Origin of the sequence: Paraburkholderia sp. MPAMCS5, assembly GCF_036016995.1 — a bacterium.
Taxonomy (GTDB): domain Bacteria; phylum Pseudomonadota; class Gammaproteobacteria; order Burkholderiales; family Burkholderiaceae; genus Paraburkholderia.
Map to the genome: position 1 here is coordinate 192694 of NZ_JAYXBK010000006.1, position 21611 is coordinate 214304.

Here is a 21611-nt window from a genome sequence, read left to right on the forward strand (position 1 = left end):
GCTGGTCTTCCCGGACGGCGTGACGTGGATTAACTTTTATCCACGTTGCAGCGAGTAACGAACCCCGGAGCCGCCACTTGTAAGGTCTCAGTGGTGGACTTTGCGGCCGCTTGACGCGGCCGCCTTTTTTTTCTCAACAGGAAGGTCCATGAAGAAAATCGTTTCCACTCTGGTGCTCTGCATGGGTGCCGCGGCATCCGCATGTTGGGCGCAGACGGAGGCCGACAAAACCTCGACGGCGAGCAATGACCAGATCGTGCAGATGCATCAGCGGATTTCCGCGGCGAATCACACTTACGACGCAAAGGTCGCTGCTGCGAAGCGGGTCTATCAGCGACAAAAGGCAGCCGCGGCGAAAGAGCGCGACGCCTCGGTCGCGGCCGCGCGCGACGGTGTTCCCTCGGCTGAAACGCAATAACGATCACGTAGGCGCGGCCGGACCACTCCTTTCCGGCCCGTGATGTGAAGACGAATCCGCACTGAAAACCACAGCAAGCAAAGAGGCGTCGAACATGAAAACGGATCACACATCGCAGGCGAAGTCGCACAATGAAAACGCAAACGCCGTCGGGCGCGCAGTCGTGGCTTCGAATAAAACAACCTCGGACAAGCGCAAGAGGCTGACCGCGTCGAACATCGGCACTTTCATGACACCCGGCGTGCGATACACATGCGTCGCGCTCGCGAACCGGCTGAACAGCAACAAGCGGCAAGTTCGCGCCTCATTGACCCTGCTCGTGGACACCGGCGTGATTCGTTACGTGCAGGAGTCGCGCACCGGCATCTACTGGATTCCCACACAGGAAGAGAAAAGCGAACTCGGGCGCACACGGCGCGACCGCGGCAAGCCGCTTAGCCACACGCTCGAAGGTTACGACTCGGAATTGCGCAAAATCCAGACTCTTTGCATGCTCGTACGTCGATCCTGACCCGAGGCCCGGTCTTTTTCCGGTCAGCGCGCCAGACAGACTTTTGCGTAAACTCGCTTATGTCGAAGTGGCGCGCATCGTGCTCCCGCGTATGCAATCGCTGCTTGCCGCGTTGCCATACCGAGGAGCCATCGCATGATTCGCAACACGTCCCATCGCCGCGCGCTCAAGCCGGGCGCGCGACGCAACCCGCGCTAGACATGGTCGATATCGTCGACAGCGCCACGCGCAGCCGGATGATGTCCGGCATCCGGGGACGCAACACGAAGCCGGAAGTGTTGATCCGCAGCCTGCTGCATCGGCGGGGATTCCGCTTTCGTCTCGATGCGCGCGATCTGCCGGGACGTCCCGATATCGTGCTGCCCCGCTACCGCGCCGTCGTGTTCGTGCACGGCTGTTTCTGGCATGGCCACGACTGTCATCTGTTCAAGTGGCCGCAGACGCGCCCCGAATTCTGGCGCGAGAAGATAGGCCGCAATCGCAGCAATGATGAGAAGGTCCGCGCCGCGTTGCTCGCCAGCGGCTGGCGCGTCGGCATCGTGTGGGAATGCGCTTTGCGGGGCGCGAATCGCGATATCGAAGGTGTGCTCGCGCGGCTCGTCGAATGGTTGCAAAGCGAGGCGCCGGGTTTCGAGGAGCGCGCGTGAAAGCTGTGCGAAGCCTGGCGCGCCGCGAGCGAACCGCAAGCTCGCGGTGATACACTCGACTGGCTGATCCGAAGCGCGCCGGCGCGTCGTGCATCACGCCGGCGCAGCGCCGCAACCGCACGCTTCGCGCCCTCGAAAACCCACCAAGAAGGGAGGCACACTATGGCTGATTTCCGTCTCTGGTCCGACGATTTCCCCACCAACGGCTTCATGCCGAAAGCCCACGAATACGACGACAAAGCCTTCGGCGTCGATGGCGAAAACATCTCGCCCGTGCTGCAGTGGGAAGGTGCGCCGGCCGACACACAAAGCTTCGCGCTGACCGTGCACGATCCCGACGCCCCGACCGGCAGCGGCTTCTGGCACTGGGTGGTGGTGAACATTCCCGCCGACGCGCGTTCGCTGCCGCGCAACGCGGGCAAGCCGGACGGCTCGCTGCTGCCGCAAGGCGCGCTGCAGGTGCGCAACGATTACGGCACGGTCGGCTTCGGCGGCGCGGCGCCGCCGCGCGGCGACAAGACGCATCGCTACATCTTTCGCCTGCATGCGCTGCGCGTGCCGCATCTGCCGATCAATGCGGAAACCACCAATGCGGTCGCGCGTTTCATGACGCATATGAACGAGATCGACTCGACCACGCATACCGGCCTGTACGAACTCAAGTAACGCCGAACCCGCGATACCGCGTCGCGTCGCACCCGGTCTGCGGCGCGAACGCCGGCATCGGCGCGGCTCGCGCAGACCTTTGTCGAACGGCGGTCGCCACCGGCGGCTCGCTCGCCGCGCGGCCAGCGAGCCGTCGAAAGCACAATCGAATAATCGATGCACGCACAACCATCGCGCAATGGCGGCGCCTCACTGAGCGAAGCGGCCGAAGCCGCCGGCACGCCCAGTCCCCGCAGCGCGCCCAACCCCGAACTCGGGCTGCCGACGCCGCAACGCTATTGGGCGATGCTCGTCATCGCGCTCGCCCTCACGCTAGCGGTGCTCGACAGCGCGATTGCCAACGTAGCGCTGCCGACCATCGCGCGAAATCTTCATGCGAGCGCGGCCGGCTCGATCTGGGTCATCAACGCCTATCAGCTCGCCATTACCATTTCGCTGCTGCCGCTCGCATCGCTTGGCGATCGCATCGGCTACCGGCGCATCTATCTCGCCGGGCTGATCCTGTTCACGCTGGCATCGTTCGGTTGCGCGCTGTCCAACTCGCTGCCGACGCTCGCCCTTGCGCGTGTGGCGCAGGGTTTCGGCGCGGCGGGCGTGATGAGCGTGAACACGGCGCTGGTTCGCATGATCTATCCGCCCACGCAACTGGGACGCGGCGTCGCCATCAACGCGATGGTCGTCGCGGTGTCGTCGGCGGTCGGACCCACGGTCGCCTCGGGCGTGCTCGCCGTCGCTTCGTGGCCGTGGCTCTTCGCGATCAATGTGCCGATCGGCATCGCGGCGATTGTCGGCGCCATCAAGGCGTTGCCCATGAACCGCGGCCACGATTCGCCGTACGACCTGTTGAGCGCGGTGATGAACGCGTTCGTGTTCGGCCTGCTGATTTTCGCAGTCGACGGACTCGGCCAGGGCGAACATCTCCCCTATATCGCCGCCGAAGTGTTCGGCGCGGTGGTGATCGGCTACTTCTTCGTGCGCCGTCAGTTGAGCCGCCCTGCGCCGCTGCTGCCGGTGGACTTGTTGAGCATTCCGATCTTCGCGCTGTCGATCGGAACCTCGGTCTGTTCGTTCTGCGCGCAGATGCTCGCCTTCGTGTCATTGCCCTTCATGTTGCAGGACACGCTCGGTTTGAGCCAGGTCGAAACCGGCCTGCTGATGACGCCGTGGCCGGCGATCATCATCATTGCCGCGCCGGTTGCCGGCGTGCTGGCGGACAAGGTGTCGTCGGGCTGGCTCGGCGGCATCGGCCTCGCCGCGATGACCGCCGGCCTGCTGCTGCTCGCCACGCTCGGCGCGCATCCCGACGCGGTGCAGATCGCGTGGCGCATGGCGTTGTGCGGCGCGGGCTTCGGCATCTTTCAGTCGCCGAACAATCGCACGATGCTGTCCTCGGCGCCGCGCGAGCGTAGCGGCGGCGCGAGCGGCATGCTGGGCACCGCGCGTCTGAGCGGGCAGACGCTCGGCGCGGCGCTCGTCGCATTGATCTTCGGGATCGCACCGCAGAACGGACCGGTCATTGCGCTCTATGTGGCCGCCGGATTTTCCGCGCTGGCCGCAGTGGTCAGCATGATGCGCGTGACGCAGCGGGCAAACGCGCGGCCGGCCTGAGACCCGCGCAGGGCCGCAGCGACAACGCATATAAAAAAGCGCGGATCGCATCGTGCGATCCGCGCCCTTCCTACTTCTTCACTGCAATCGATACGAGTCAGACGTGACGAGCGCGCGCAGCCTCGGCAAAACCGCGCGGCCGTAGATCCCGCCTACGACGATGCCGTCACGTCAGCGAGCTTTACCGCTTTGGCCGTCACGGAAGAAGCCGTCGCGACGTTGCGCAGGTCGCCGAGGAAGGTATCGCGCCACACGGACAGGTTGTTCTCGCGCATCGGCGCCATCATGTCGGCGTGACGCGCCTGGCGCTCGGCGAGCGGCATGGACAGCGCGCGTTCGAGCGCCTCGGCCATCTGCGAAAGGTCGAACGGATTGACAACCAGCGCGCCCGGCAGTTGCTCGGCCGCGCCGGCGAATTGCGACAGCACCAGCACGCCCGGATCGGCGGGGTCCTGCGACGCGACATATTCCTTCGCCACCAGATTCATGCCGTCACGCAGCGGCGTCACATAACCCACCTGCGATTGACGGAACAGCGCCATCAGCAGATTGCGCTCGTATTTGCGGTTCAGATACTGGATTGGCGTCCAGTCGAGCTGGGCGAAGCGGCCGTTGATGCGCCCGGCCTCGCCTTCGAGCGTCTGACGAATCCGCTGATAGGTCTGCACGTCGGCGCGCGTCGGCGGCGCGATCTGCACGAGCGACACACGTCCGTGCCATCCGGGCGCGTTCAGCAGCAGGCGCTCGAACGCCTGGAAGCGCTCCACCAGACCTTTCGAATAGTCCAGCCGATCCACGCTCATGATCAGCTTGCGGCCGCGCATGCCGTCGCGCAGGCTGCGCACCGGCTTGCGGTCGGTGAACTGCTCGGCGGCCTTCGCGATCGCGTCCGGATAGATGCCGATCGGATACGCGGCCACTTTGAGGAAGCGGTTATACGCGTGCACCATGCCGTCTTCGCTCGACGTGCCGTGATGACCGCGTTCGATGAAATCGACGAACGACTGGCGATCCGCTTCCGTCTGGAAACCGATCACGTCGTAGCTGCACATTGCCTTCACCAGTTCCTCGTGCGGCGGAATGGTTCGCAGCACTTCGGGCACCGGAAACGGAATGTGCAGGAAGAAGCCGATCGGATTTTTCACGCCCAGCTCGCGCAGGCAGCGCGCAAACGGCAGCAGATGATAGTCGTGCACCCAGATGATGTCGTCGGGCCGCAGCAGCTCCTTGAGCTGCCTGGCAAGCGTCGCATTGACGCGCTGATAGCCCGCGTATTCCTGCCGGTCGTAGCGCGACAGGTCATTGCGATAGTGGAACGTGGGCCACAAGGTCGCGTTCGAAAAGCCGCGGTAATACTGGTCGTAGTCGCGCTTGGTGAGGCCGACGGTCGCGTAGGTCACGTTGCCCTGCTTCTCGATCAGCGGCGCGGACGGCTCGCTCACGGTCTCGCCGCTCCAGCCGAACCACACCCCGCCGGTTTCCTTCAACGCGTCCAGCACGCCGATCGCCAGGCCACCCGCTGCGGGCCGGCCTTCCTGGGTCGGCGCAACACGATTCGATACCACGATCAGTCTGCTCATTGGCGCTCCACCTAAGTTCAGTTGTTTCGTTGCATACGGACAAGTGCCAGAAAGGTGCATGCAAGTCGCGTGCCGTTTTCGGCGGAGGCTGAAAATAAAAATGTATGCAAATGTGACGAGCGAGCAAAAACCCGCCGTGCGAAGGCGCAGCGAAGAAGTTCATGCTGTTTCATATGATCAACCGGCGAACGTTTTGCTCGCCGGCTGAAGGGCCGCCTCATGCGTCCTGTTCGGAGCCCAGGTCGCGCTGATACTCGATGCCTTCGGAACGCGCGCCGCCCTGGTTGTATTCCCCGTCAGGCGGCGCATCGGGCGCGACGCGATTCTGCGCGGACGGATCGTGATGTTCGGGAGCGGCCGGCGTGGCGGCCGCATCCGGCGAAAGTGGCGGCGGGCTGTTCTTGTTTGCGGCGGGCCGGGAATCGCGCTTCGCGTGGCGCGCCGAACGCCGCAGTGCTGGGTGTCTCATGATCGATCCCTCCGAGCCAAAGCCGCGCCGCCGTGCATATGCCGCGTCGACACGAAACCAAAGCGGCGACGGTAAATTGCCGGTAAAAGGTGCGCCGGATTTGTAACATGTACACAAATTTGCTTCGCCCGCCTAGGGCGCGGCACCCCGCCGATGTCAGAGGCGCAGAGAGATTGGCGGGCGCTGACTGGCCTGCGGCGTCTGAGTCGGCTGCGGCGGCGGATCGCCGATCGGCGGCTCGACGGGTTCGACCGGTTGAGGACTCGGATCGGGCACCGTATCCGGCTCGCCGGGCGTGGGCGGCTCGATCGGCTCGGGGCGATGAGCGTGCTTCGGAAGGGGCGACGCGGGAGCGGCAGCGTATTCCGGCATGTCAGTGATCCTCGTTATGCGTTCAGTCGGAACACAGCAAGGCCTGTGCCGTTATTGGCGCGCTTCCGGTCGGAGCGGAGCGGCAAAGTGCGGCGGCCACACCGCGCACGACAGCAAAGCGCAGCGCCGCTGCCAAGCACAGCGGCGTGGCACAACACGCGGTAGCCAAGCGCAGCGGCGCCGCCCTCAGGCGTCCGCGCCGCCCAGCGCGCGCGATTCGTCGGCGGGGTCGCCGTCTTCGCGCGCGTCGTTGCCGTATTCCACGAGGCGGTTGTACAGCGTTTTCAGACTGATGCCGAGAATCTCGGCGGCGCGCGTCTTCACGCCGCCGCATTGTTCGAGCGTCGCCAGAATCAGCTGACGATCCGCCTCGGCGAGCGACGTGCCGAACGCAATCGTGATCGCGGTGCCGGCCGCCGGCTTCGACAGCGTGATCTGCAGCGGCACCGTCGCCGTGCTGTCCGAATCCGTGCCCGACATGATGTGCGCGCGCTGCACGTAGTTCTTCAGTTCACGCACGTTGCCCGGCCACGGGTACGACAGCAGCATTTCCTTCACGGCGGCGGGGAAATGTTTTTTCGTGCCGTGGCGCTCGTTGAGTTCGTCGAGAAACGCCTGGGCGAGCAGTTCGACGTCCTTGCCGCGCTCGCGCAGCGGCGGCAGGCTGATCGGAAACACGTTCAGCCGATGGTAAAGGTCGAGCCGCAGCTTGCCTTCCAGCACGGCCTGCTCCGGATCGCGGTTGGTCGCCGCGATCAGGCGCACGTCGGTTTCGATTTCCTTCGTCGTGCCGACGCGCATGAACATGCCGGTTTCCAGCACGCGCAGCAGCTTGACCTGCAACTCGATCGGCATTTCGGTAATTTCGTCGAGGAACAGCGTGCCGCCGTTCGCGCGCTCGAAATAGCCCTTGTGCTGACGGTCCGCGCCGGTGAACGAACCGCGCTCGTGGCCGAACATTTCGGACTCGATCAGATTCGGCGAAATCGCGCCGCAGTTCACCGCGAGAAACGCGTGCTTGCGACGCAAACTGAGTTCGTGCAGCGTCTGGGCGGCGACTTCCTTGCCGGTGCCCGATTCGCCGACCAGCATCACCGAGGCCGCCGTCGGCGCGACGCGGCCGATCTGGTCGTAGACCTCCTGCATGGCCGGCGAATTGCCGAGCATCAGACCGAAGCGGCCCATGCGGCGCAGTTCGCCCCGCAAGGTGCCGATTTCGGCCTTCAGGTCGCCGGCGCGCGGCAGGCGCGACAGAATCGCCTTCACGCGCTGCATGTTGATCGGCTTCACCAGATAGTCGGTGGCGCCCATTTTGAGCGCGTTGACCGCCGACTCGACCGTGGCATGGCCGGTAATCACGATCACTTCCACGCCGGAGCGCGGATCGAGATCTTCGAACAGTTCGACCCCGCTGCCGTCCGGCAGCTTCAGGTCGGTGAACACAACGTCCGGCATCTGCCGGACCAGCTGGATACGCGCTTCGCGCAAATCGCCCGCGGTGGCGGTGGTCAGGCCGTCTTCCCCGATGATGGCGGAAAGCGCCTCGCGGGTACCTGCGTCGTCATCGACAATCAGTACATGTGGCATCGCGTTTCGAAAGCCTGCAAGCGTGGGAGGAGCAGCATGCGGCGGCGCATGCTGAAAAAAGCGGCGACGACCTCGCGCCAGCGGCCGGCATGTGCGTCTCAATGTGAGCGCACGCCAACTTCCGCAAGGCACGCGACCGTCGATTCCGGTCAATATTGCAACAATCCACGCAAAAACCGCGACGTGGCCGGCACTATTGTTGTGTATTTACCTATTATAAGGCTTTACTGAGACAATTTAACAGTCCTGGCGGAACGCTGCACGCCCGGCAGCCTGGTTCGCGGCGCTCCGCCGACGAGCCGGCTTGGCTGCTTTACCTGCTGTGCGGGAACGGCCACGCATCGGGATGCGCAGAACCGTTGGCGCGCTGCGCACCCGCACCGGCGCTCGCCGCCGACGCCGCGCCCGGTTGCGTGGCGGCCGTCGAAGACGCCGCCGGCGCCACCGCGCCGCCCTCGTCTTCCCAGCGATTCAACTCGCGCCCAGTCGTCAATTGAGTGGCGCGGTTGCGCTGCACGTAGCGCACCGCGAGAAAACCGCCGAGCGCCATGAGCGCACCGAAGATGCCAATGTTGGGTCGAGCCATCGTGAACTCCTTGTGGTCGTGAAAACGGAAAGTCGAACAGGCCGCGCGATCAACGCACCGGCAACATGCAAGCAACGCGCGTTCGACGCGCGGCCAACCCGCGATCAACGCGCGGTCAGCACGCCGAGCACGAAGCCGACGCCCGCCGCAATAGCGACCGAGCTCCACGGGTTGTGCCGCACATAGCGCTCGGTGTTGAGCGTCGCTGATCGATAGCGCCGCTGCGCGCTTTCCTGCGCATCGCCGAGCGCCGATTGCAGCGTCTCCACGTGCGTGCCCAATTTCTGGCGCAGGGCGCCGACGCCCTCGCCCGGTACGTTTGCGGCGAGCCGCAGCATTTCTTCCGAATCCCTCAACAGCACCCGCAAATCCTCGACGATCTTCTGGCCGCCGAGTGCAAGCTGTTGCGTCGTGTCAGTCATCATTAGCTCCTCGTCTGGGTTCAGCGCACGCGCGGGCGGCGGCATTCGCAGCCGAAGCGCGCGTGTCGGGTAGGAGGCGCAAGCCACATGCCCGGTAAGTTTTCGTCGTTTGCCGCTTGGCTTCGCGCTTTGCGCTCGCGCTTTCGACCGGTTTTCCGCGCGAGCTGATCTGGCGCTGTCACATAGATTGCAGGAAGCGCCGTCGAAGTGGTTAAATTGTCTTTTGTGAGATAGAACTTCACGACCTGTCTCGTTCCCAGGCCTCACGCGCCGCACCAACGAACCCCATTTGCACAGGACTTCCCCGTTTATGGCGTCAATCGATCTGGACTCGCCCACTGTGTCAGCCGGCGGCAGCACTTCCGCTCAGGCGAAGCAGCGCGTCGCGGACGGCATCGCGGGACTGAAATCGTACGGGCTGCTGTACGGTTCGTCGCCGGTGATGCTCGATCTGTACGAGCAGATCGAGCGCGTCGCGAATACCGATGCGACCGCGCTGATCATCGGCGAATCGGGCACCGGCAAGGAGCTGATCGCCCGCACGATCCACGACCAGAGCAGCCGCAAGGAGGCGCCTTTTGTCGCCGTGAATTGCGGCGCGATCCCCGACGAACTCATCGAGGCCGAACTCTTCGGTCATGAAAAAGGCAGCTTCACCGGCGCGGTTCAAGGGCGCATCGGTTATTTCGAGCACGCGAACGGCGGCACGCTGTTCCTCGACGAAGTCACCGAAATGGCGCCCGTGCGTCAGGTGAAACTGCTGCGCGCGCTCGAAACCGGCGCGTTTTACCGCGTCGGCGGCAACGAACTGATCAGCGGCAATGTCCGCGTGATCGCCGCGACCAATCGCGACCCCGCGGTCGCGGTGAAGGAAAACGGCTTGCGCGAAGACCTGATGTACCGGCTCGCGGTGTTTCCGTTGCGCGCGCCGCCGCTGCGCGAGCGCGAGAACGATCGCGAACTGCTCGCGCAGCACTTCCTCGCGCAACTCAACCAGCAGGAAGGCACGCACAAGAGTTTCAGCAAACGGTCCCTCGAAACGCTGCGCACCTGGTCGTGGCCGGGCAACGTGCGCGAGCTGAAGAACGCGGTGTACCGCGCGTTTATCCTCGCGGAAAAAACGGTGGAGTTGCCGCATCCGCATCTCGCGTCGAAGGTGAAGCGGCCCGTGACGCAAGGCGACGCGATGAGCGTGTGGATCGGCACGCCGCTCGCGGACGCGCAAAAGCAGATCATTCTCGGCACGCTGAAATACTGCGGCGGCGACAAACGGCGCGCGGCCAAAGCGCTCGGGGTGAGCCTGAAAACGCTCTACAACCGCTTGAGCGCGTACGGCGACGAAGGCGCGGAAGAAGATACCGAATCATAAGTTCGCGCCCGCAGAAATTTCCTGCCGATTCCTCTCCAATCGTTTCGTACCACCAGGCAAAACCGGTCTTCCGTCCAACAGAAACCGGTTTGATGCGCATCATCTTTTGCAATTTCTTGCACTTTCCCACTGCCAATTACAAAACGCATCCTGCAAAATGCAGCAGCCTATTTTGTAACGATAGGAACACGTGCCGCTCGTTCGCCGGCTGCATTGCGCACGCGAGCGGCAGCACTTGCAAGAGCAGAGACAGGGAATGCAAAAGAAAACAGTGTGGGCCGGCTGGCTGAAACAAACTGCCGCGTATGGACGTCCGCATGCAACGGCGCTCGCTGCATTGACCGTGGCGGTGTCGTCCGCGCTGAGCGGCTGCAGCTCGCTCTACACGGAAGGCGCCACTGCCGGCGCGGGTATCGCCGGCGCGGCGGTCGCGGCCAAGGTCACGAGCAATGCCGCCGTCGCCACCGGCATCGGTCTCGGCGCGGTAGCCGCGGCGCGAGCCGGCGTGCAGTACTCCGAGCGCGTGGTCCACACGAACACGCAGGACGGCATCGCGAAAATTGCCGGGCCGCTCGAAGTCGGCGCGGTCGCGCCGTGGAGCGTGACGCACTCCGTCCCGATCGAAGACGACGAACACGGCCGCGTCACCGTGAGCCGCACAATCAGCACCGGCGCGCTCGACTGCAAGGAAATCGTGTTCTCCGTCGACCACATCGCCACGCAGAACGTGCCCGCGAGCAGCGCCTTTTACGTCGCGTCCATCTGCCGTGACGGCGACAACTGGAAATGGGCTTCGGCTGAACCCGCCACCGAACGCTGGGGTGCCCTGCAATGACCGCGCGTGCGCTACCCGCCGGCAAGCCGCTTCATCGCGCGAGTTTGAGTGCGCTCGCCGGCGCGCTGTGCATCAGCGCGACTCTGCTGACGAGCGGCTGCGCCTCGGTCGGCGCGGCGAGCGGCGCGGCTGCCGGCGTCGCGTCCGGCCTCGTCACGTCCAACCCCGCGGTCGGCATCGGCGTCGGCATCGCCGTGCAGGCTGCAACAGACGAAGCCGTTGCCCGCTACATGCGCAGCATGCACAGCGACCAGCAAAATCTGATCGCGGCATTGGCCGGCGCGATGCCGGTCGGCGAAACGCGGCCCTGGTCCATCAAACATACGCTGCCCATTGAGAATGGCCGCGGCGTGGTGCGCGTGACCCGCGCGTTCGGCTCGGCGCTTGCGCTGTGCAAGGAGTTCGTGTTCTCAGTGCAAGAAGGCGACGGCCAGAACGCGCACGAAACCTGGTACACCGCGAGCGCGTGTCAGCAGGACAAAGGCTGGAAGTGGGCGTCGGCGGAACCGGCGGTGGAACGCTGGGGCAACCTGCAATAAACGTCGCGAAAATCGCCGTGAAAACCACGCGGCGCAAAACAGAAACGGCAGGGTCTCCCCTGCCGTTTTTTATTGCATGGTGTGCGGCAACGCCGGCGCGCTCAGGCTTCCACGTCTTCCAGGCTGAAGATTTCGGTCTGGTCGTTGTAGGAGAAAATCTCGCCGTAACGTCCCCAGTTGATGACCGCGTCGAGCGTTTCTTCCGCGGCGCTGTCGGACAGAAAGTCCTCCAGTTCCTGCTCGAAGCGAACGCGCGGCGCGCGGTGTCCCGGCCGCTCGTTCAGCACCTTCTTGATTCGCGCGGCGAGCGGCACGTGCCGCAGCAGATGCTCGGCGAACATCATCTTGCGTTCCTGGGTGCCGAACTCGGCGAACACGCGCGCGGGCGGCGTCAGGAAAATGTCGCCTTCGCGCACGTCGGCAAAACCGAGGTGCTGAAGCACTTCCGCCACCGGGAACAGATCGTCCACTTCCAGATGCAGCGAGCGCGCGATTTCCGGCATGTCCGCGCGGCCGTGGTACGGCGCGGCGGCCAGCGTTTCGATGAGACCGGCCATCAGGTTGGTCGACACATGCGGCAGCCAGCTATGCAGCTCGAGCCCCTTCTTGGTCTTCTCGTCGGTCTGACGCGCGGTCATCTTCGCGTAAATTTCGTCGACGAGACGCCGGAACGCCGGGTCCAGACGATTGCGCGGATGCTTGAACGGCACCTTGATTTCGGCGATCACGCGGCCCGGATTCGACGACAGCACGAGAATCCGGTCGCACATGAACACGGCTTCCTCGATGTTGTGCGTGACGATCAGCACCGCCTTGATCGGCATGCGGCCTTGCGTCCACAGATCGAGCAGGTCGGTACGCAGCGTTTCGGCGGTCAGCACGTCGAGCGCGGAGAACGGCTCGTCCATGAGCAGGAGCGTCGGATCGACCACCAGCGCGCGCGCAAAGCCGACGCGCTGGCGCATGCCGCCCGACAGCTCGCGCGGATACGCGTTTTCAAAACCGTCCAGACCGATCAGGTCGATCGCGGCGAGCGCGCGCGTGCGCCGCTCGGTTGCGCCGACACCTTGCGCTTCGAGGCCGGCTTCCACGTTTTGCAACACGGTGAGCCACGGGAACAGCGCGAACGTCTGGAACACCATCGCGACGCCCTTCGCGGGGCCGTCGAGCGGCTTGCCCATGTAGGTGACTTCGCCGTCGGTCGGCTCGATCAGACCGGCGATGATGCGCAGCAATGTCGACTTGCCCGAGCCCGAGCGGCCGAGCAGACCGACGATCTCGCCTTCGCGAAGCGAGAGATTGGCGTCGTCGAGGACAAGCAGTTCGCCCTGCGTCTTGTTGAAACCGCGGCACACGTCCTTGACGCGCAGGATCTCTTCGCCGAGGCGCGGCGGCTTCGGCGGCGTCTGGATCGGCGCGGCGGTCATAGCAGCTTTAGGATTTTGCATCGCGTTAAGCCTTCAATTCTCAGGAAAACGCCGGGCCGCCTCAAGTCTTCGTGCCCCAAGGAAGCGCGTGGCGTGAGGCGACAGGGCTCTAGCGCTTAGTCCAGCCGAAGCTTGGCTTCGGCGTAGGCGTACATCGGACGCCACAGCAGGCGGTTGAACAGCGTCACAAACAGGGACATCACGGCGATGCCCACAATGATCTTGGGATAGTCGCCCGCGGCAGTGGACTGGGCGATGTACGCGCCCAGCCCGTGCGCGGCGACCTTCGTGTCGCCCCACTGCACGAACTCGGCGACGATGCTCGCGTTCCACGCGCCGCCTGACGCGGTGATCGCGCCCGTCACGTAGTAGGGGAAAATGCCCGGCAGCATCGCCTGACGCCACCATTGCCAGCCACGGATGTGGAAATTCTTGGCCGCCTCGCGATAGTCGTTCGGATACGACGTCGCGCCGGCAATCACGTTGAACAGGATATACCACTGGGTGCCGAGCACGATCAGCGGCGACAGCCAGACGTCCGGGTTCAGGTGAAAGCGCACGATCACGATCACGAACACCGGGAACAGCAGATTGGCCGGGAACGCGGCCAGAAACTGCGCGAGCGGCTGGATCTTTTCGGAGAGCGCCGGGCGCAAGCCGATCAGCACGCCGACCGGCACCCAGATCACCGATGCGATCGCGATCAGCAGCACCACGCGCAGCAGCGTGATCAGGCCGAGCACGAACACGTGGCCGACTTCGTCGAGCGACACGCCCGTGCGCACATAGACGAACACGCGGTACACCACGTAGACGGTGCCGATCAGCACCAGCGCGGCCCACACGATGTCGCCGAGGCGCGAGCTTTTCTGCATCTGCGGAATCTGGAAGCGCGGCCCCTGCAACACCGGCATGCGCAACGGCACCCGCGCGGCCTTCGCGAACATCCAGCCAAGCGGCACCAGCAGGCGGTGAATCAGGCGCGTGCGACGGATCAGGTCGAGCAGCCACGATTCCGGCGCGTCGCCGGAACTCGTGTTTTCCATGCGGAACTTGTCGGCCCACGCGACAAGCGGACGGAACAGCAACTGGTCGTACGCGAGAATCACGACGGTCATGGCCAGAATGACCCAGCCGATCGCGTGCAGGTTCTTATCGGAGATCGCCTGGGCCAGATACGCGCCGATGCCCGGCAGCGTGATCGTGTTGTTGCCGACGGTGATCGCCTCCGAAGCCACCACGAAGAACCAGCCGCCCGACATCGACATCATCATGTTCCAGATGAGACCAGGCATCGAAAACGGCACTTCGAGCTTCCAGAAACGCTGCCACGAAGTGAGGTGGAAGCCGCGCGACACCTCGTCGAGGTCGCGCGGCACCGTGCGCAGCGACTGATAGAAGCTGAACGTCATGTTCCACGCCTGGCTCGTGAAGATGGCGAAGATCGCCGCAAGCTCGGCGCCGAGCACGCGGCCCGGAAACATTGCCAGGAAGAACGTGACCGTGAACGAGATGTAGCCGAGCACCGGCACCGACTGCAGAATGTCCAGAATCGGCACCAGCACGAGGCCGGCCCGCCGGCTCTTGGCGGCCAGCGTGCCGTAGACCAGCGTGAAAATCAGCGACGCGACCATCGCCGCGAGCATGCGCAAGGTCGTGCGCATCGCGTACTCGGGCAGATTCGCCGGATCAAGCGAGATGGCCTGGGTCTTCAACGTGGACATCGGCGCGAGCGTCTCGTGAAAGCCGATCGCCGCCATCGCGATGACGCAGATGATCAGCGGGAACGCGACAAAGTCCCAGCGGTTGGGCAGCACGCGCCATGCCGAAGCATTGGCGGTTCGCTTCAGGTCAAAGCTGAAATCCATCAGACCCACTCCTCATTCATACAGGCGAAGAAACGAGCGAACGAGGCCGCGACTTCTGCGCGGCGGTCTGACGATCGGTCCGGAAAGCGGAAATCAGGCATGGCAAAACGCGTGTGCGCGGTAAATCGTTAGCGTTGGAGACACGTGAACCGGCGACGGAAGTGTCACGGACAAGCTGCCCCGGAACCTCAACCATCAAGCCAGAATCCTGTCGCCGCAGGCGCCGCCCGTAGGCTGGCGAGCTTTCCTATGTTTTGGACGGCACGACACTACACCATCCTATGTTTCAGGCACAACCTCTGACGGCAATTCACGACAACTTGCAGCACTCGCCTGACAACAACGTGGCATTGACCTGACAGAGACCTTCCGGTGAACGTCATGTCGTGCCGCGCGGGTATCAAGAATCCGGCGACGCTGCCGTTAAAAACCTGATGGGTGCATCGCACCTCGTGTTGCATGCCGTGTTCAGTGCCGTAATAACGGTGGCGTCACGGCCCGCGACGGTTAGAATCCTTAAGGATGCGCCGCTCGAGTGGATTTATCCCGGGCCACTGACGCGGCGCATGACACGGGGCCAAACACGGGGCATAACGCTGGCCGAGACGCGGAGCGAACGAGCGCCGCGGCGCGGCCACGAACAAGCTAGTTGCATGACTCAGCCAGACGGATCAGAGGGTCGATGAACAGGACAACCTTGCGCCAGGCAACCGGCCCGATCGGCTTCATGCTGATCGTGCTGGCTTGCTGGTTCGTGGCCGGCATGGTCGCGGACCGGATGGTACAGCAAGAACTCGACGCGGCCTTGCACGCGCAGCGGCAGATGTCCGCGTCGATCGCCGACAACATGGCGGAGGTGATCGCCAGCGACCTCGCAATGTCTCGGGCCATCCCCGCAACCATGGCCGAACTGGACGTGGTCCAGAGCGCGCTGGTGCAATCCCGGAATTATGCCGCGAACGGCGAATCGACGGAACCCGCCTTGCGCGCCGCGCTGCTAAAAGACCCGCGGATGGCCGCGGTGACCACCTTCCTGCAACGCGCACAGGGCTTCTCCGGGCTGGACAAGGTGTGGCTCGTCAATGCGAACGGCGTCTGCGTGGCCTCGAGCGACGTCATCAACGGTGCGCGGAAGCAGCGCGACTCCTTCGTCGGCGTGGACATGCGCGTGCGCGCGTATCTGACGAACACGCTGCTCGGCGCGTTCTCGGAAGCCTATGGCGTGGGCCGCAGGAGCGGCGAACCCGGCATTTATATCGCGGCGCCGGTCTACTCGGACGGCCAGCTTGCGGGCGCGGTCGTCGCCAAAGTGGGCATTGCGCGGTTGCGCCACTGGGTCGCGCATGCCGGCACCTTCGTGGCCGACGGGAACGGCGTCATCATCATGGCGCACGACAGCAAGCTGGAAGGCCGCGCGCTGCCGAACGCGGGAATCGCGCGGATGAGCGTGGCAGAGCGCAAGCTGACCTATTTCCGCGCGACGTTCCCGACCATCCAGATTGACGTCGACGCCCAGGTGCGCGAGCAGGCGCCGTGGGTGCCCGCAGCCGTCGCGGGTCAGCTCTTCGGCATGGCCGGCGGCGCCGGGCCGTCGGTGTACCAGACGCGCGGCGGCCTGAACTCGGGACTGTCGGCGCATCTCGTCGATCCGCTCTCCGCGTGGCCCGAGTTGCTGCGCAACCATAAGCGCGATCACATGCTGGTGTTTCTGACGCTGGCCGGCACCGTCGCGCTCGCGTGGGTGATCACCGTGTCTTATGTGCGGGAACGGCGTCACCATCGGGCCACGCGCGATCTCGCCGAACAACTGCAATCGGCCAATACGCTGCTGTCGGCGGAGGCGCGCCACGACGTGCTGACGGGCGCCCTGTCGCGCCGCTATTTCCTCGATCTGCTGCGTCACGAAATCGACCGCGCGCACTTGGGCAACCAGCCGCTTTGCATGGCGATTGCCGACCTCGATCATTTCAAGCAGATCAACGACCGCTTCGGCCACGCCACCGGCGACCGCGCGCTCGAACATTTCGTGGAGACGTGCCGCGCCGAACTGCGCGGCGGCGATGCGATCGGCCGTCTGGGCGGCGAGGAATTCGGGCTGCTGCTGCCCGCCACCGATCTGGCCGGCGGCCGCGAAGTCGTCGAGCGATTACGCCTGCGCCTGAAGGCGATACCGTCGCCGAAACTGCCCGCCTCCGTCACGCTGAGCGTCAGCATCGGCATTACGGAACTCTCGCTGGACGACCTGCCCGAGCGCATCATGAGCCGCGCCGACACCGCCCTCTATGCGGCCAAGAGCGGCGGCCGCGATCGCACCGAAGCGCTGCCGCCCGACGACACCGCGCCGCCCGCGCGCGCCGTCGCGAATGTCTGGTGACGGCGCGCGCGCTACCTCACGCAACGCAGGCCGGCGCGTCGGGTTTCCCGCAAGCAAGCAGGTATGATCGACATTGCTGTCGAGTTGTCGCTAGCGCTTTCACGGGAGATTCGCATGAAGGGAAATCTGCTTATTGTTTGTCGCGATCAGGATGCTGACGCATTCGACCATCTGCTGGCTGAATACGGCGCGTTCCAGACGCGCCTGTCGTCCACCGCGTGGTATCTGAAGCTGGATGTCGCGCCCGAGGTGATTCAGGAAGAGATACTCGCGCGTCTTGGCAAATACACGACGCACTATATTTTCGAGGCCGAGACCGTGACGTGGAATACCGTGGATAGCGAAGCGGCGAATGCGCTGAACACGCTGTTTTCCGACTAGACCGATGCGTTCCACCGCGCGTTTTGGTCGGCTCATTCTTTGGCCCCGGTGTTGGCCCCGGTGTTGGCCCCGGCGTGCATCGAGGCGCCGAACCGGCCGACAAAGCGAATAGGTAGATCAAGCATATCGAGCAGGCGCGGCCCAACCCGCGCTCAGCCGATCACCAGACGCTTTCCGACGCCGCTCTGATTTGGGGCATCGAGGAGAGCGAAAAGCTCATCGAAACCCGCAAGCCACGGCCGCCGTGGTTGCCGATTTCCCATTCTCCGCCCGCGCGCCGCACCAACCGCTCGACGATGGCGAGCCCGAGGCCGCTATGCCCATTGCCACCGCGCGCCGGATCGAGCCGCACGAACGGCCGGCTGGCGTTGACGAGATCCTGGGCGGCGATGCCCTTGCCACTGTCGCTCACAGACAGCGTGAAGCCTTCCACGGTGCGCGCGGTCGCGACGACGATGGGCGGCGCGCCGTACGCGTGCGCGTTGTCGAGCAGATTCGACAGAACCCGGTCGAGGGTGGCGGCAGGCAGCCGGAATGCCGGGCCCGCGCGCAGGTCGGTTTGCACGGCGGGCGCGCCCGAGGCCACCGCGCGATAGCTGCGCACGACGCGCTCGCATTGCGCGTCGACTTCGACGGCTTCGCTGCGATCCGCGCCGTCGTGCGCGAACACCAGAAACTGTTCGACGATGTGCGTCATGGAATCGACGTCGCGCACGACGCCGTCGCGCATCTTCACTTCTTCCATCATTTCGGCGCGCAGCCGCAAACGCGCGAGCGGCGTTTTCAGATCGTGCGCAACGCCCGCGAGCATCACCGCGCGGTCGTTTTCCGTGCGCGCGACTTCCTGCACCATCTGATTGAAACCGTGTGTGAGTTGCCTCAGCTCACGCGGTCCGCGCTCCGGCACCGGCGGCACCGGCAAGCCGCGGCCGAACCGCGCGACCGCCTGGGCGAGCGAGCGCAACGGCCGCTGCAGCGCCCACGCGGCAAACAGCGCGGCCATGACCGCGAACGTAAAAATGGTGGCGAGCCACATGAGCGTGCGGTCGAGCGAGTGCGGCGGCCGCAGCGGCTGCACCGGCACGACGATCCAGCTGGGGTCCGCCGGGCCGCGCACCCACAGCATGGGCGGCCGGCCCGGCACGCCGACGCGTACCTGCGTGCCGGCCGGCATGCGATCGCGCACGTCTTCGATAAACCGTTGAAGCGGCGGCGGCAACTTCGGCGCTTCCTGCGGCACCTCGGGGCTCGCCGGATCGATGAGTTTCACGCGCGACGGCAACGGCTGATCCGGATTGCGCACCACGTGCTGACGCACCGCGTCGACGAGGAACGTGGCTTCTTCTACCGCGTAACGCGTTTGCAGCTGGCTGCGCTCGAGCCGCATGAGCGCATACCACGCGAAATGCGACAGCAGCAATACCGCGACGACCAGCAGCGCGAGCCGCCCGAAGAGCGAATCAATGGGCCGGCGCATGCTGCTCGCCGTCCGGCACGAACACGTAGCCGCGCCCGCGCACGGTCTGAATGAAGCGCGGCGTGGACGGGTCCGTTTCGAGAATGCGCCGCAGACGCCACACCTGAACGTCGATGCCGCGGTCGGTGCCGTCGTATTCCGGACCGTGCAGCAACTCCAGCAGACGCTCGCGTGTCAGCGTGCGCATCGGGTGATTGACGAAGATCTTGAGTAGCGCAAATTCGCTGCCCGACAGCGTGAGCGGCTTGTCTTCGAGGTGCAGCGTGCGCGCCTGGAAATCGAGCGTGAAGCGGCCGAAGTTGAACGGCTCGCGCTGCTCGGGTGCGGCTGCCGAAGGCAGCGTGCGGCGGCGCCGCAAGACCGCCTGGACTCGCGCCAGCAACTCGCGCGGATTGAACGGCTTGCCGAGATAGTCGTCTGCGCCGAGTTCGAGCCCGACGATCCGGTCGACGTCGTCCGCGCGCGCGGTCAGCATGATGACCGGAATGTCGTCGCCCGACGCGCGCAGCTTGCGCAATGCAGTGAGCCCGTCCACGCCCGGCATCATCAGGTCGAGCACGATCAGATCGGGGCGCTCGCGTTCGAGCCTGCGCTCGAGCGAACCCGCGTCGTGCAGCACCGAAACTTCGATGCCCTGGCGGGCCAGATAGTCGCGCAGAAGATCGCGCAATTCGACGTCGTCGTCGACGACAAGTATTTGAGTAGCCATGGAATGAAGTTTAACGCGGGGCAGGAACGGTTTTGAATTTCAGAGCGGCCTCAAGGGTTACCGGGTGTTACGGTGAAAGCTCCGCGTAATGGCCCGTAACGACGGCGCGAAGGCGCGTAACACAGCGCCGGATGCAGTTCTCTACGCTGTGCCTTACCGAATGCAGGCCGTCAAGCTGAGCGGTCGTATCGTCGGCTATTCCATTACAAGGAGCCTTACATGTCCACCAGAAAAATCTCGCGCGCTCTCGCCGTTGCCGCCACCGCCCTCGCCATCGGCGCGGGCGCAACCTATGCCGCCCAACCCGCTCACGAGGCCCACGGCGGCCCCGGCGGATGGCACGGCCACTTCATGAAAGAGCTGACGCAACTGCACGACCAGTTGAAGCTGAACGCCGATCAGGAAAAGCAGTGGCAAGCCGCGCTCGACACCATGAAGCAAAGCCATGAGGCGATGCGCGCGAATCACGAACAGATGAAAGACCAGTTCAAGGCCGCGCAGCAACAGCCGATCCTGGATCTGAACGCCATGGCCTCGGCGCATCAGCAGATCGAACAGAAAGACGCGCAGTTGCGCCAGCAGACCACCGACGCCTGGCTCAAGTTCTATAACGGCCTGAACGATCAGCAGAAGACCACCGTCAGCACCGCGCTCAAGCAGCGCTTCGCGAAGATGGAGTCGCGTCACGAGAAGATGCGCGAGCGCTGGCAGCATCATCAGGGCGCAGCCTCGGCGCCGGCAGCGACTCAGTAAGCGACGCATCTTGAACAACGGCGGTCCGAGCGGCCGCCGTCCTGACGCCGAAGCAGATGCAAAAGCAAAAACGCCACGGAGATTTCTCCGTGGCGTTTTTTCCTTGCGCGCTCGCTATTGCCTCGGCCATTCAAAGCGGTGAGATCGTTGCATCTTCAACCAACGGCTGGCGGGCCACGCGCTAAAAGTGCAGCTTAGCCATCCAGACGGCCGAGGTCGAACAGCAGCACTTCAGCCTGATCGCCCTGTGTCAGCGTGACGGTATCCTCGTCGCTCAGCTTGATTGCGTCGCCCGCGCGAAGCGCCTCGCCGTTCACCGTCAGCGCGCCGCGCGCCACGTGCACATAGGCGAGCCGGCCCTTGGGCAACGCGAGGGTCGCTTCTTCCGTGCCGTCGATCAGCGATGCGTAGATAGACGCGTCCGCGTGAATCGTCACCGAGCCGTCGCGGCCGTCGGGCGACGCAACCACGCGCAGCCGGCCGCGCTTGTCGGCGGCGTCGAAGCGCTTTTCCTCGTAGCCCGGCTGGTCGCCGGCGCGTCGCGGAATCACCCAGATTTGCAGCAGATGCGCCTCTTCGTTCTCGGATGCGTTGAACTCGCTGTGCATCACGCCCGTGCCGGCGCTCATGCGCTGCACGTCACCCGGTCGGATGGTCGAGCCGTTGCCCATGCTGTCGCGATGCGCGAGCGCGCCTTCCAGCACATACGTGACGATTTCCATGTCGCGGTGCCCGTGCGTGCCGAAGCCCTGGCCGCCCGCGATACGGTCTTCGTTGATCACGCGCAGCGGCCCGAAATGGACATGCGCCGGGTCGCGATAGTCCGCAAACGAGAAGCTGTGATACGAGTCGAGCCAGCCGTGGTTGGCATGGCCGCGTTCGTCGGAGCGGCGAAGTTCGATCATGAGGTACTCCCGGTAAGTGGCGATGTTCAGAATGTATGGGCTCGGCGCGCGCTGGACAATCGGGTGGAAACGCACCGGATCGTTTCGCAAATCCGCTTAATCGAACAG

At 64.6% G+C, this 21611-nt stretch carries 23 protein-coding genes; 11 read left to right on the forward strand and 12 right to left on the reverse strand.

The window, feature by feature from the left end:
* The first annotated feature begins 148 nt into the window (after positions 1 to 148).
* From VOM14_RS16020 to VOM14_RS16040, 5 genes are all read left to right on the forward strand, one after another.
* Entirely contained in the window at positions 149 to 418 is a 270-nt protein-coding gene (locus tag VOM14_RS16020) for a hypothetical protein (RefSeq protein ID WP_327629696.1), read from the forward strand.
* Positions 419 to 512: 94 nt separating this feature from the next.
* Positions 513 to 929 carry a hypothetical protein gene (locus tag VOM14_RS16025; protein ID WP_327629697.1) on the forward strand — a complete coding sequence of 139 codons (417 nt, stop codon included), beginning with the start codon at positions 513 to 515 and terminating at the stop codon, positions 927 to 929.
* 200 nt (positions 930 to 1129) lie between these two features.
* Positions 1130 to 1576: a very short patch repair endonuclease gene (locus tag VOM14_RS16030; protein ID WP_327629698.1), complete on the forward strand. Its 447-nt coding sequence runs from the start codon at positions 1130 to 1132 to the stop codon at positions 1574 to 1576.
* Positions 1577 to 1738: 162 nt separating this feature from the next.
* Positions 1739 to 2242, forward strand: a complete 504-nt coding sequence (locus VOM14_RS16035; RefSeq protein WP_327629699.1) for a YbhB/YbcL family Raf kinase inhibitor-like protein — start codon at positions 1739 to 1741, stop codon at positions 2240 to 2242.
* 156 nt (positions 2243 to 2398) lie between these two features.
* Positions 2399 to 3850: an MFS transporter gene (locus VOM14_RS16040; protein WP_327629700.1), complete on the forward strand. Its 1452-nt coding sequence runs from the start codon at positions 2399 to 2401 to the stop codon at positions 3848 to 3850.
* Positions 3851 to 4002: 152 nt separating this feature from the next.
* Here VOM14_RS16040 and otsA read toward each other — a convergent pair whose 3' ends face one another.
* From otsA to VOM14_RS16075, 7 genes are all read right to left on the reverse strand, one after another.
* Positions 4003 to 5430, reverse strand: coding sequence for an alpha,alpha-trehalose-phosphate synthase (UDP-forming) (gene otsA, locus VOM14_RS16045; RefSeq protein ID WP_327629701.1), 1428 nt, complete (start codon positions 5428 to 5430; stop codon positions 4003 to 4005).
* Between the two features lie 217 nt (positions 5431 to 5647).
* Positions 5648 to 5899, reverse strand: coding sequence for a hypothetical protein (locus VOM14_RS16050; RefSeq protein WP_327629702.1), 252 nt, complete (start codon positions 5897 to 5899; stop codon positions 5648 to 5650).
* Between the two features lie 156 nt (positions 5900 to 6055).
* Positions 6056 to 6271 (reverse strand): hypothetical protein, encoded by a 216-nt coding sequence (locus tag VOM14_RS16055; RefSeq protein WP_327629703.1) that lies wholly within the window; start codon positions 6269 to 6271, stop codon positions 6056 to 6058.
* Positions 6272 to 6457: 186 nt separating this feature from the next.
* On the reverse strand, positions 6458 to 7858 hold the full coding sequence (locus VOM14_RS16060; RefSeq protein WP_327629704.1) for a sigma-54-dependent transcriptional regulator: 1401 nt from the start codon (positions 7856 to 7858) through the stop codon (positions 6458 to 6460).
* Positions 7859 to 8171: 313 nt separating this feature from the next.
* Positions 8172 to 8444 (reverse strand): hypothetical protein, encoded by a 273-nt coding sequence (locus VOM14_RS16065; RefSeq protein WP_327629705.1) that lies wholly within the window; start codon positions 8442 to 8444, stop codon positions 8172 to 8174.
* 104 nt (positions 8445 to 8548) lie between these two features.
* Entirely contained in the window at positions 8549 to 8866 is a 318-nt protein-coding gene (locus VOM14_RS16070) for a DUF883 family protein (RefSeq protein WP_327629706.1), read from the reverse strand.
* 20 nt (positions 8867 to 8886) lie between these two features.
* Positions 8887 to 9108 carry a hypothetical protein gene (locus VOM14_RS16075; RefSeq protein WP_327629707.1) on the reverse strand — a complete coding sequence of 74 codons (222 nt, stop codon included), beginning with the start codon at positions 9106 to 9108 and terminating at the stop codon, positions 8887 to 8889.
* Between the two features lie 68 nt (positions 9109 to 9176).
* On the opposite strand from VOM14_RS16075, the gene VOM14_RS16080 reads away from it, so the two are divergent.
* From VOM14_RS16080 to VOM14_RS16090, 3 genes are all read left to right on the forward strand, one after another.
* Positions 9177 to 10235 (forward strand): sigma-54 interaction domain-containing protein, encoded by a 1059-nt coding sequence (locus VOM14_RS16080; RefSeq protein WP_327629708.1) that lies wholly within the window; start codon positions 9177 to 9179, stop codon positions 10233 to 10235.
* Positions 10236 to 10491: 256 nt separating this feature from the next.
* Positions 10492 to 11070: a hypothetical protein gene (locus VOM14_RS16085; RefSeq protein ID WP_327629709.1), complete on the forward strand. Its 579-nt coding sequence runs from the start codon at positions 10492 to 10494 to the stop codon at positions 11068 to 11070.
* The gene (locus VOM14_RS16090; protein ID WP_327629710.1) at positions 11067 to 11609 is read left to right on the forward strand and encodes a hypothetical protein; all 543 of its coding nucleotides are present in this window, start codon (positions 11067 to 11069) and stop codon (positions 11607 to 11609) included. Before VOM14_RS16085 ends, VOM14_RS16090 begins: the two co-directional genes overlap by 4 nt.
* Before the next feature lie 101 nt (positions 11610 to 11710).
* Here VOM14_RS16090 and VOM14_RS16095 read toward each other — a convergent pair whose 3' ends face one another.
* Positions 11711 to 13057, reverse strand: coding sequence for an ABC transporter ATP-binding protein (locus VOM14_RS16095; protein WP_327629711.1), 1347 nt, complete (start codon positions 13055 to 13057; stop codon positions 11711 to 11713).
* Between the two features lie 95 nt (positions 13058 to 13152).
* Positions 13153 to 14904 (reverse strand): ABC transporter permease, encoded by a 1752-nt coding sequence (locus tag VOM14_RS16100; protein ID WP_327629712.1) that lies wholly within the window; start codon positions 14902 to 14904, stop codon positions 13153 to 13155.
* A gap of 682 nt (positions 14905 to 15586) precedes the next feature.
* Here VOM14_RS16100 and VOM14_RS16105 point away from each other — a divergent pair.
* Positions 15587 to 17278 carry a sensor domain-containing diguanylate cyclase gene (locus VOM14_RS16105; protein WP_327629713.1) on the forward strand — a complete coding sequence of 564 codons (1692 nt, stop codon included), beginning with the start codon at positions 15587 to 15589 and terminating at the stop codon, positions 17276 to 17278.
* A 114-nt stretch (positions 17279 to 17392) separates the two neighbouring features.
* Positions 17393 to 17659: a hypothetical protein gene (locus VOM14_RS16110; RefSeq protein WP_327629941.1), complete on the forward strand. Its 267-nt coding sequence runs from the start codon at positions 17393 to 17395 to the stop codon at positions 17657 to 17659.
* 160 nt (positions 17660 to 17819) lie between these two features.
* On the opposite strand, the gene VOM14_RS16115 is transcribed toward VOM14_RS16110, so the two are convergent.
* Complete coding sequence (locus tag VOM14_RS16115) at positions 17820 to 19136, reverse strand: ATP-binding protein (RefSeq protein WP_327629714.1); 1317 nt, start codon at positions 19134 to 19136, stop codon at positions 17820 to 17822.
* The gene (locus VOM14_RS16120) at positions 19120 to 19845 is read right to left on the reverse strand and encodes a response regulator (RefSeq protein ID WP_327629715.1); all 726 of its coding nucleotides are present in this window, start codon (positions 19843 to 19845) and stop codon (positions 19120 to 19122) included. The genes VOM14_RS16115 and VOM14_RS16120 overlap by 17 nt, the downstream gene beginning before the upstream one ends.
* A 219-nt stretch (positions 19846 to 20064) precedes the next feature.
* On the opposite strand from VOM14_RS16120, the gene VOM14_RS16125 reads away from it, so the two are divergent.
* Positions 20065 to 20598, forward strand: a complete 534-nt coding sequence (locus VOM14_RS16125) for a periplasmic heavy metal sensor (RefSeq protein ID WP_327629716.1) — start codon at positions 20065 to 20067, stop codon at positions 20596 to 20598.
* 194 nt (positions 20599 to 20792) lie between these two features.
* Here the strand turns inward: VOM14_RS16125 and VOM14_RS16130 are convergent, their stop codons facing one another.
* A complete protein-coding gene (locus VOM14_RS16130) occupies positions 20793 to 21503 on the reverse strand; it encodes a pirin family protein (RefSeq protein ID WP_327629717.1) in 711 nt (236 codons plus the stop codon).
* Positions 21504 to 21611: the final 108 nt, after the last annotated feature.

Coding starts and splice junctions, on each gene's coding strand:
- VOM14_RS16020 (WP_327629696.1), top strand. CDS start 149: ATGAAGAAAATCGTTTCCACTCTGGTGCTCTGCATGGGTGCCGCGGCA.
- VOM14_RS16025 (WP_327629697.1), top strand. CDS start 513: ATGAAAACGGATCACACATCGCAGGCGAAGTCGCACAATGAAAACGCA.
- VOM14_RS16030 (WP_327629698.1), top strand. CDS start 1,130: ATGGTCGATATCGTCGACAGCGCCACGCGCAGCCGGATGATGTCCGGC.
- VOM14_RS16035 (WP_327629699.1), top strand. CDS start 1,739: ATGGCTGATTTCCGTCTCTGGTCCGACGATTTCCCCACCAACGGCTTC.
- VOM14_RS16040 (WP_327629700.1), top strand. CDS start 2,399: ATGCACGCACAACCATCGCGCAATGGCGGCGCCTCACTGAGCGAAGCG.
- otsA (WP_327629701.1), bottom strand. CDS start 5,430: ATGAGCAGACTGATCGTGGTATCGAATCGTGTTGCGCCGACCCAGGAA.
- VOM14_RS16050 (WP_327629702.1), bottom strand. CDS start 5,899: ATGAGACACCCAGCACTGCGGCGTTCGGCGCGCCACGCGAAGCGCGAT.
- VOM14_RS16055 (WP_327629703.1), bottom strand. CDS start 6,271: ATGCCGGAATACGCTGCCGCTCCCGCGTCGCCCCTTCCGAAGCACGCT.
- VOM14_RS16060 (WP_327629704.1), bottom strand. CDS start 7,858: ATGCCACATGTACTGATTGTCGATGACGACGCAGGTACCCGCGAGGCG.
- VOM14_RS16065 (WP_327629705.1), bottom strand. CDS start 8,444: ATGGCTCGACCCAACATTGGCATCTTCGGTGCGCTCATGGCGCTCGGC.
- VOM14_RS16070 (WP_327629706.1), bottom strand. CDS start 8,866: ATGACTGACACGACGCAACAGCTTGCACTCGGCGGCCAGAAGATCGTC.
- VOM14_RS16080 (WP_327629708.1), top strand. CDS start 9,177: ATGGCGTCAATCGATCTGGACTCGCCCACTGTGTCAGCCGGCGGCAGC.
- VOM14_RS16085 (WP_327629709.1), top strand. CDS start 10,492: ATGCAAAAGAAAACAGTGTGGGCCGGCTGGCTGAAACAAACTGCCGCG.
- VOM14_RS16090 (WP_327629710.1), top strand. CDS start 11,067: ATGACCGCGCGTGCGCTACCCGCCGGCAAGCCGCTTCATCGCGCGAGT.
- VOM14_RS16095 (WP_327629711.1), bottom strand. CDS start 13,057: ATGCAAAATCCTAAAGCTGCTATGACCGCCGCGCCGATCCAGACGCCG.
- VOM14_RS16100 (WP_327629712.1), bottom strand. CDS start 14,904: ATGGATTTCAGCTTTGACCTGAAGCGAACCGCCAATGCTTCGGCATGG.
- VOM14_RS16105 (WP_327629713.1), top strand. CDS start 15,587: ATGAACAGGACAACCTTGCGCCAGGCAACCGGCCCGATCGGCTTCATG.
- VOM14_RS16110 (WP_327629941.1), top strand. CDS start 17,393: ATGAAGGGAAATCTGCTTATTGTTTGTCGCGATCAGGATGCTGACGCA.
- VOM14_RS16115 (WP_327629714.1), bottom strand. CDS start 19,136: ATGCGCCGGCCCATTGATTCGCTCTTCGGGCGGCTCGCGCTGCTGGTC.
- VOM14_RS16120 (WP_327629715.1), bottom strand. CDS start 19,845: ATGGCTACTCAAATACTTGTCGTCGACGACGACGTCGAATTGCGCGAT.
- VOM14_RS16125 (WP_327629716.1), top strand. CDS start 20,065: ATGTCCACCAGAAAAATCTCGCGCGCTCTCGCCGTTGCCGCCACCGCC.
- VOM14_RS16130 (WP_327629717.1), bottom strand. CDS start 21,503: ATGATCGAACTTCGCCGCTCCGACGAACGCGGCCATGCCAACCACGGC.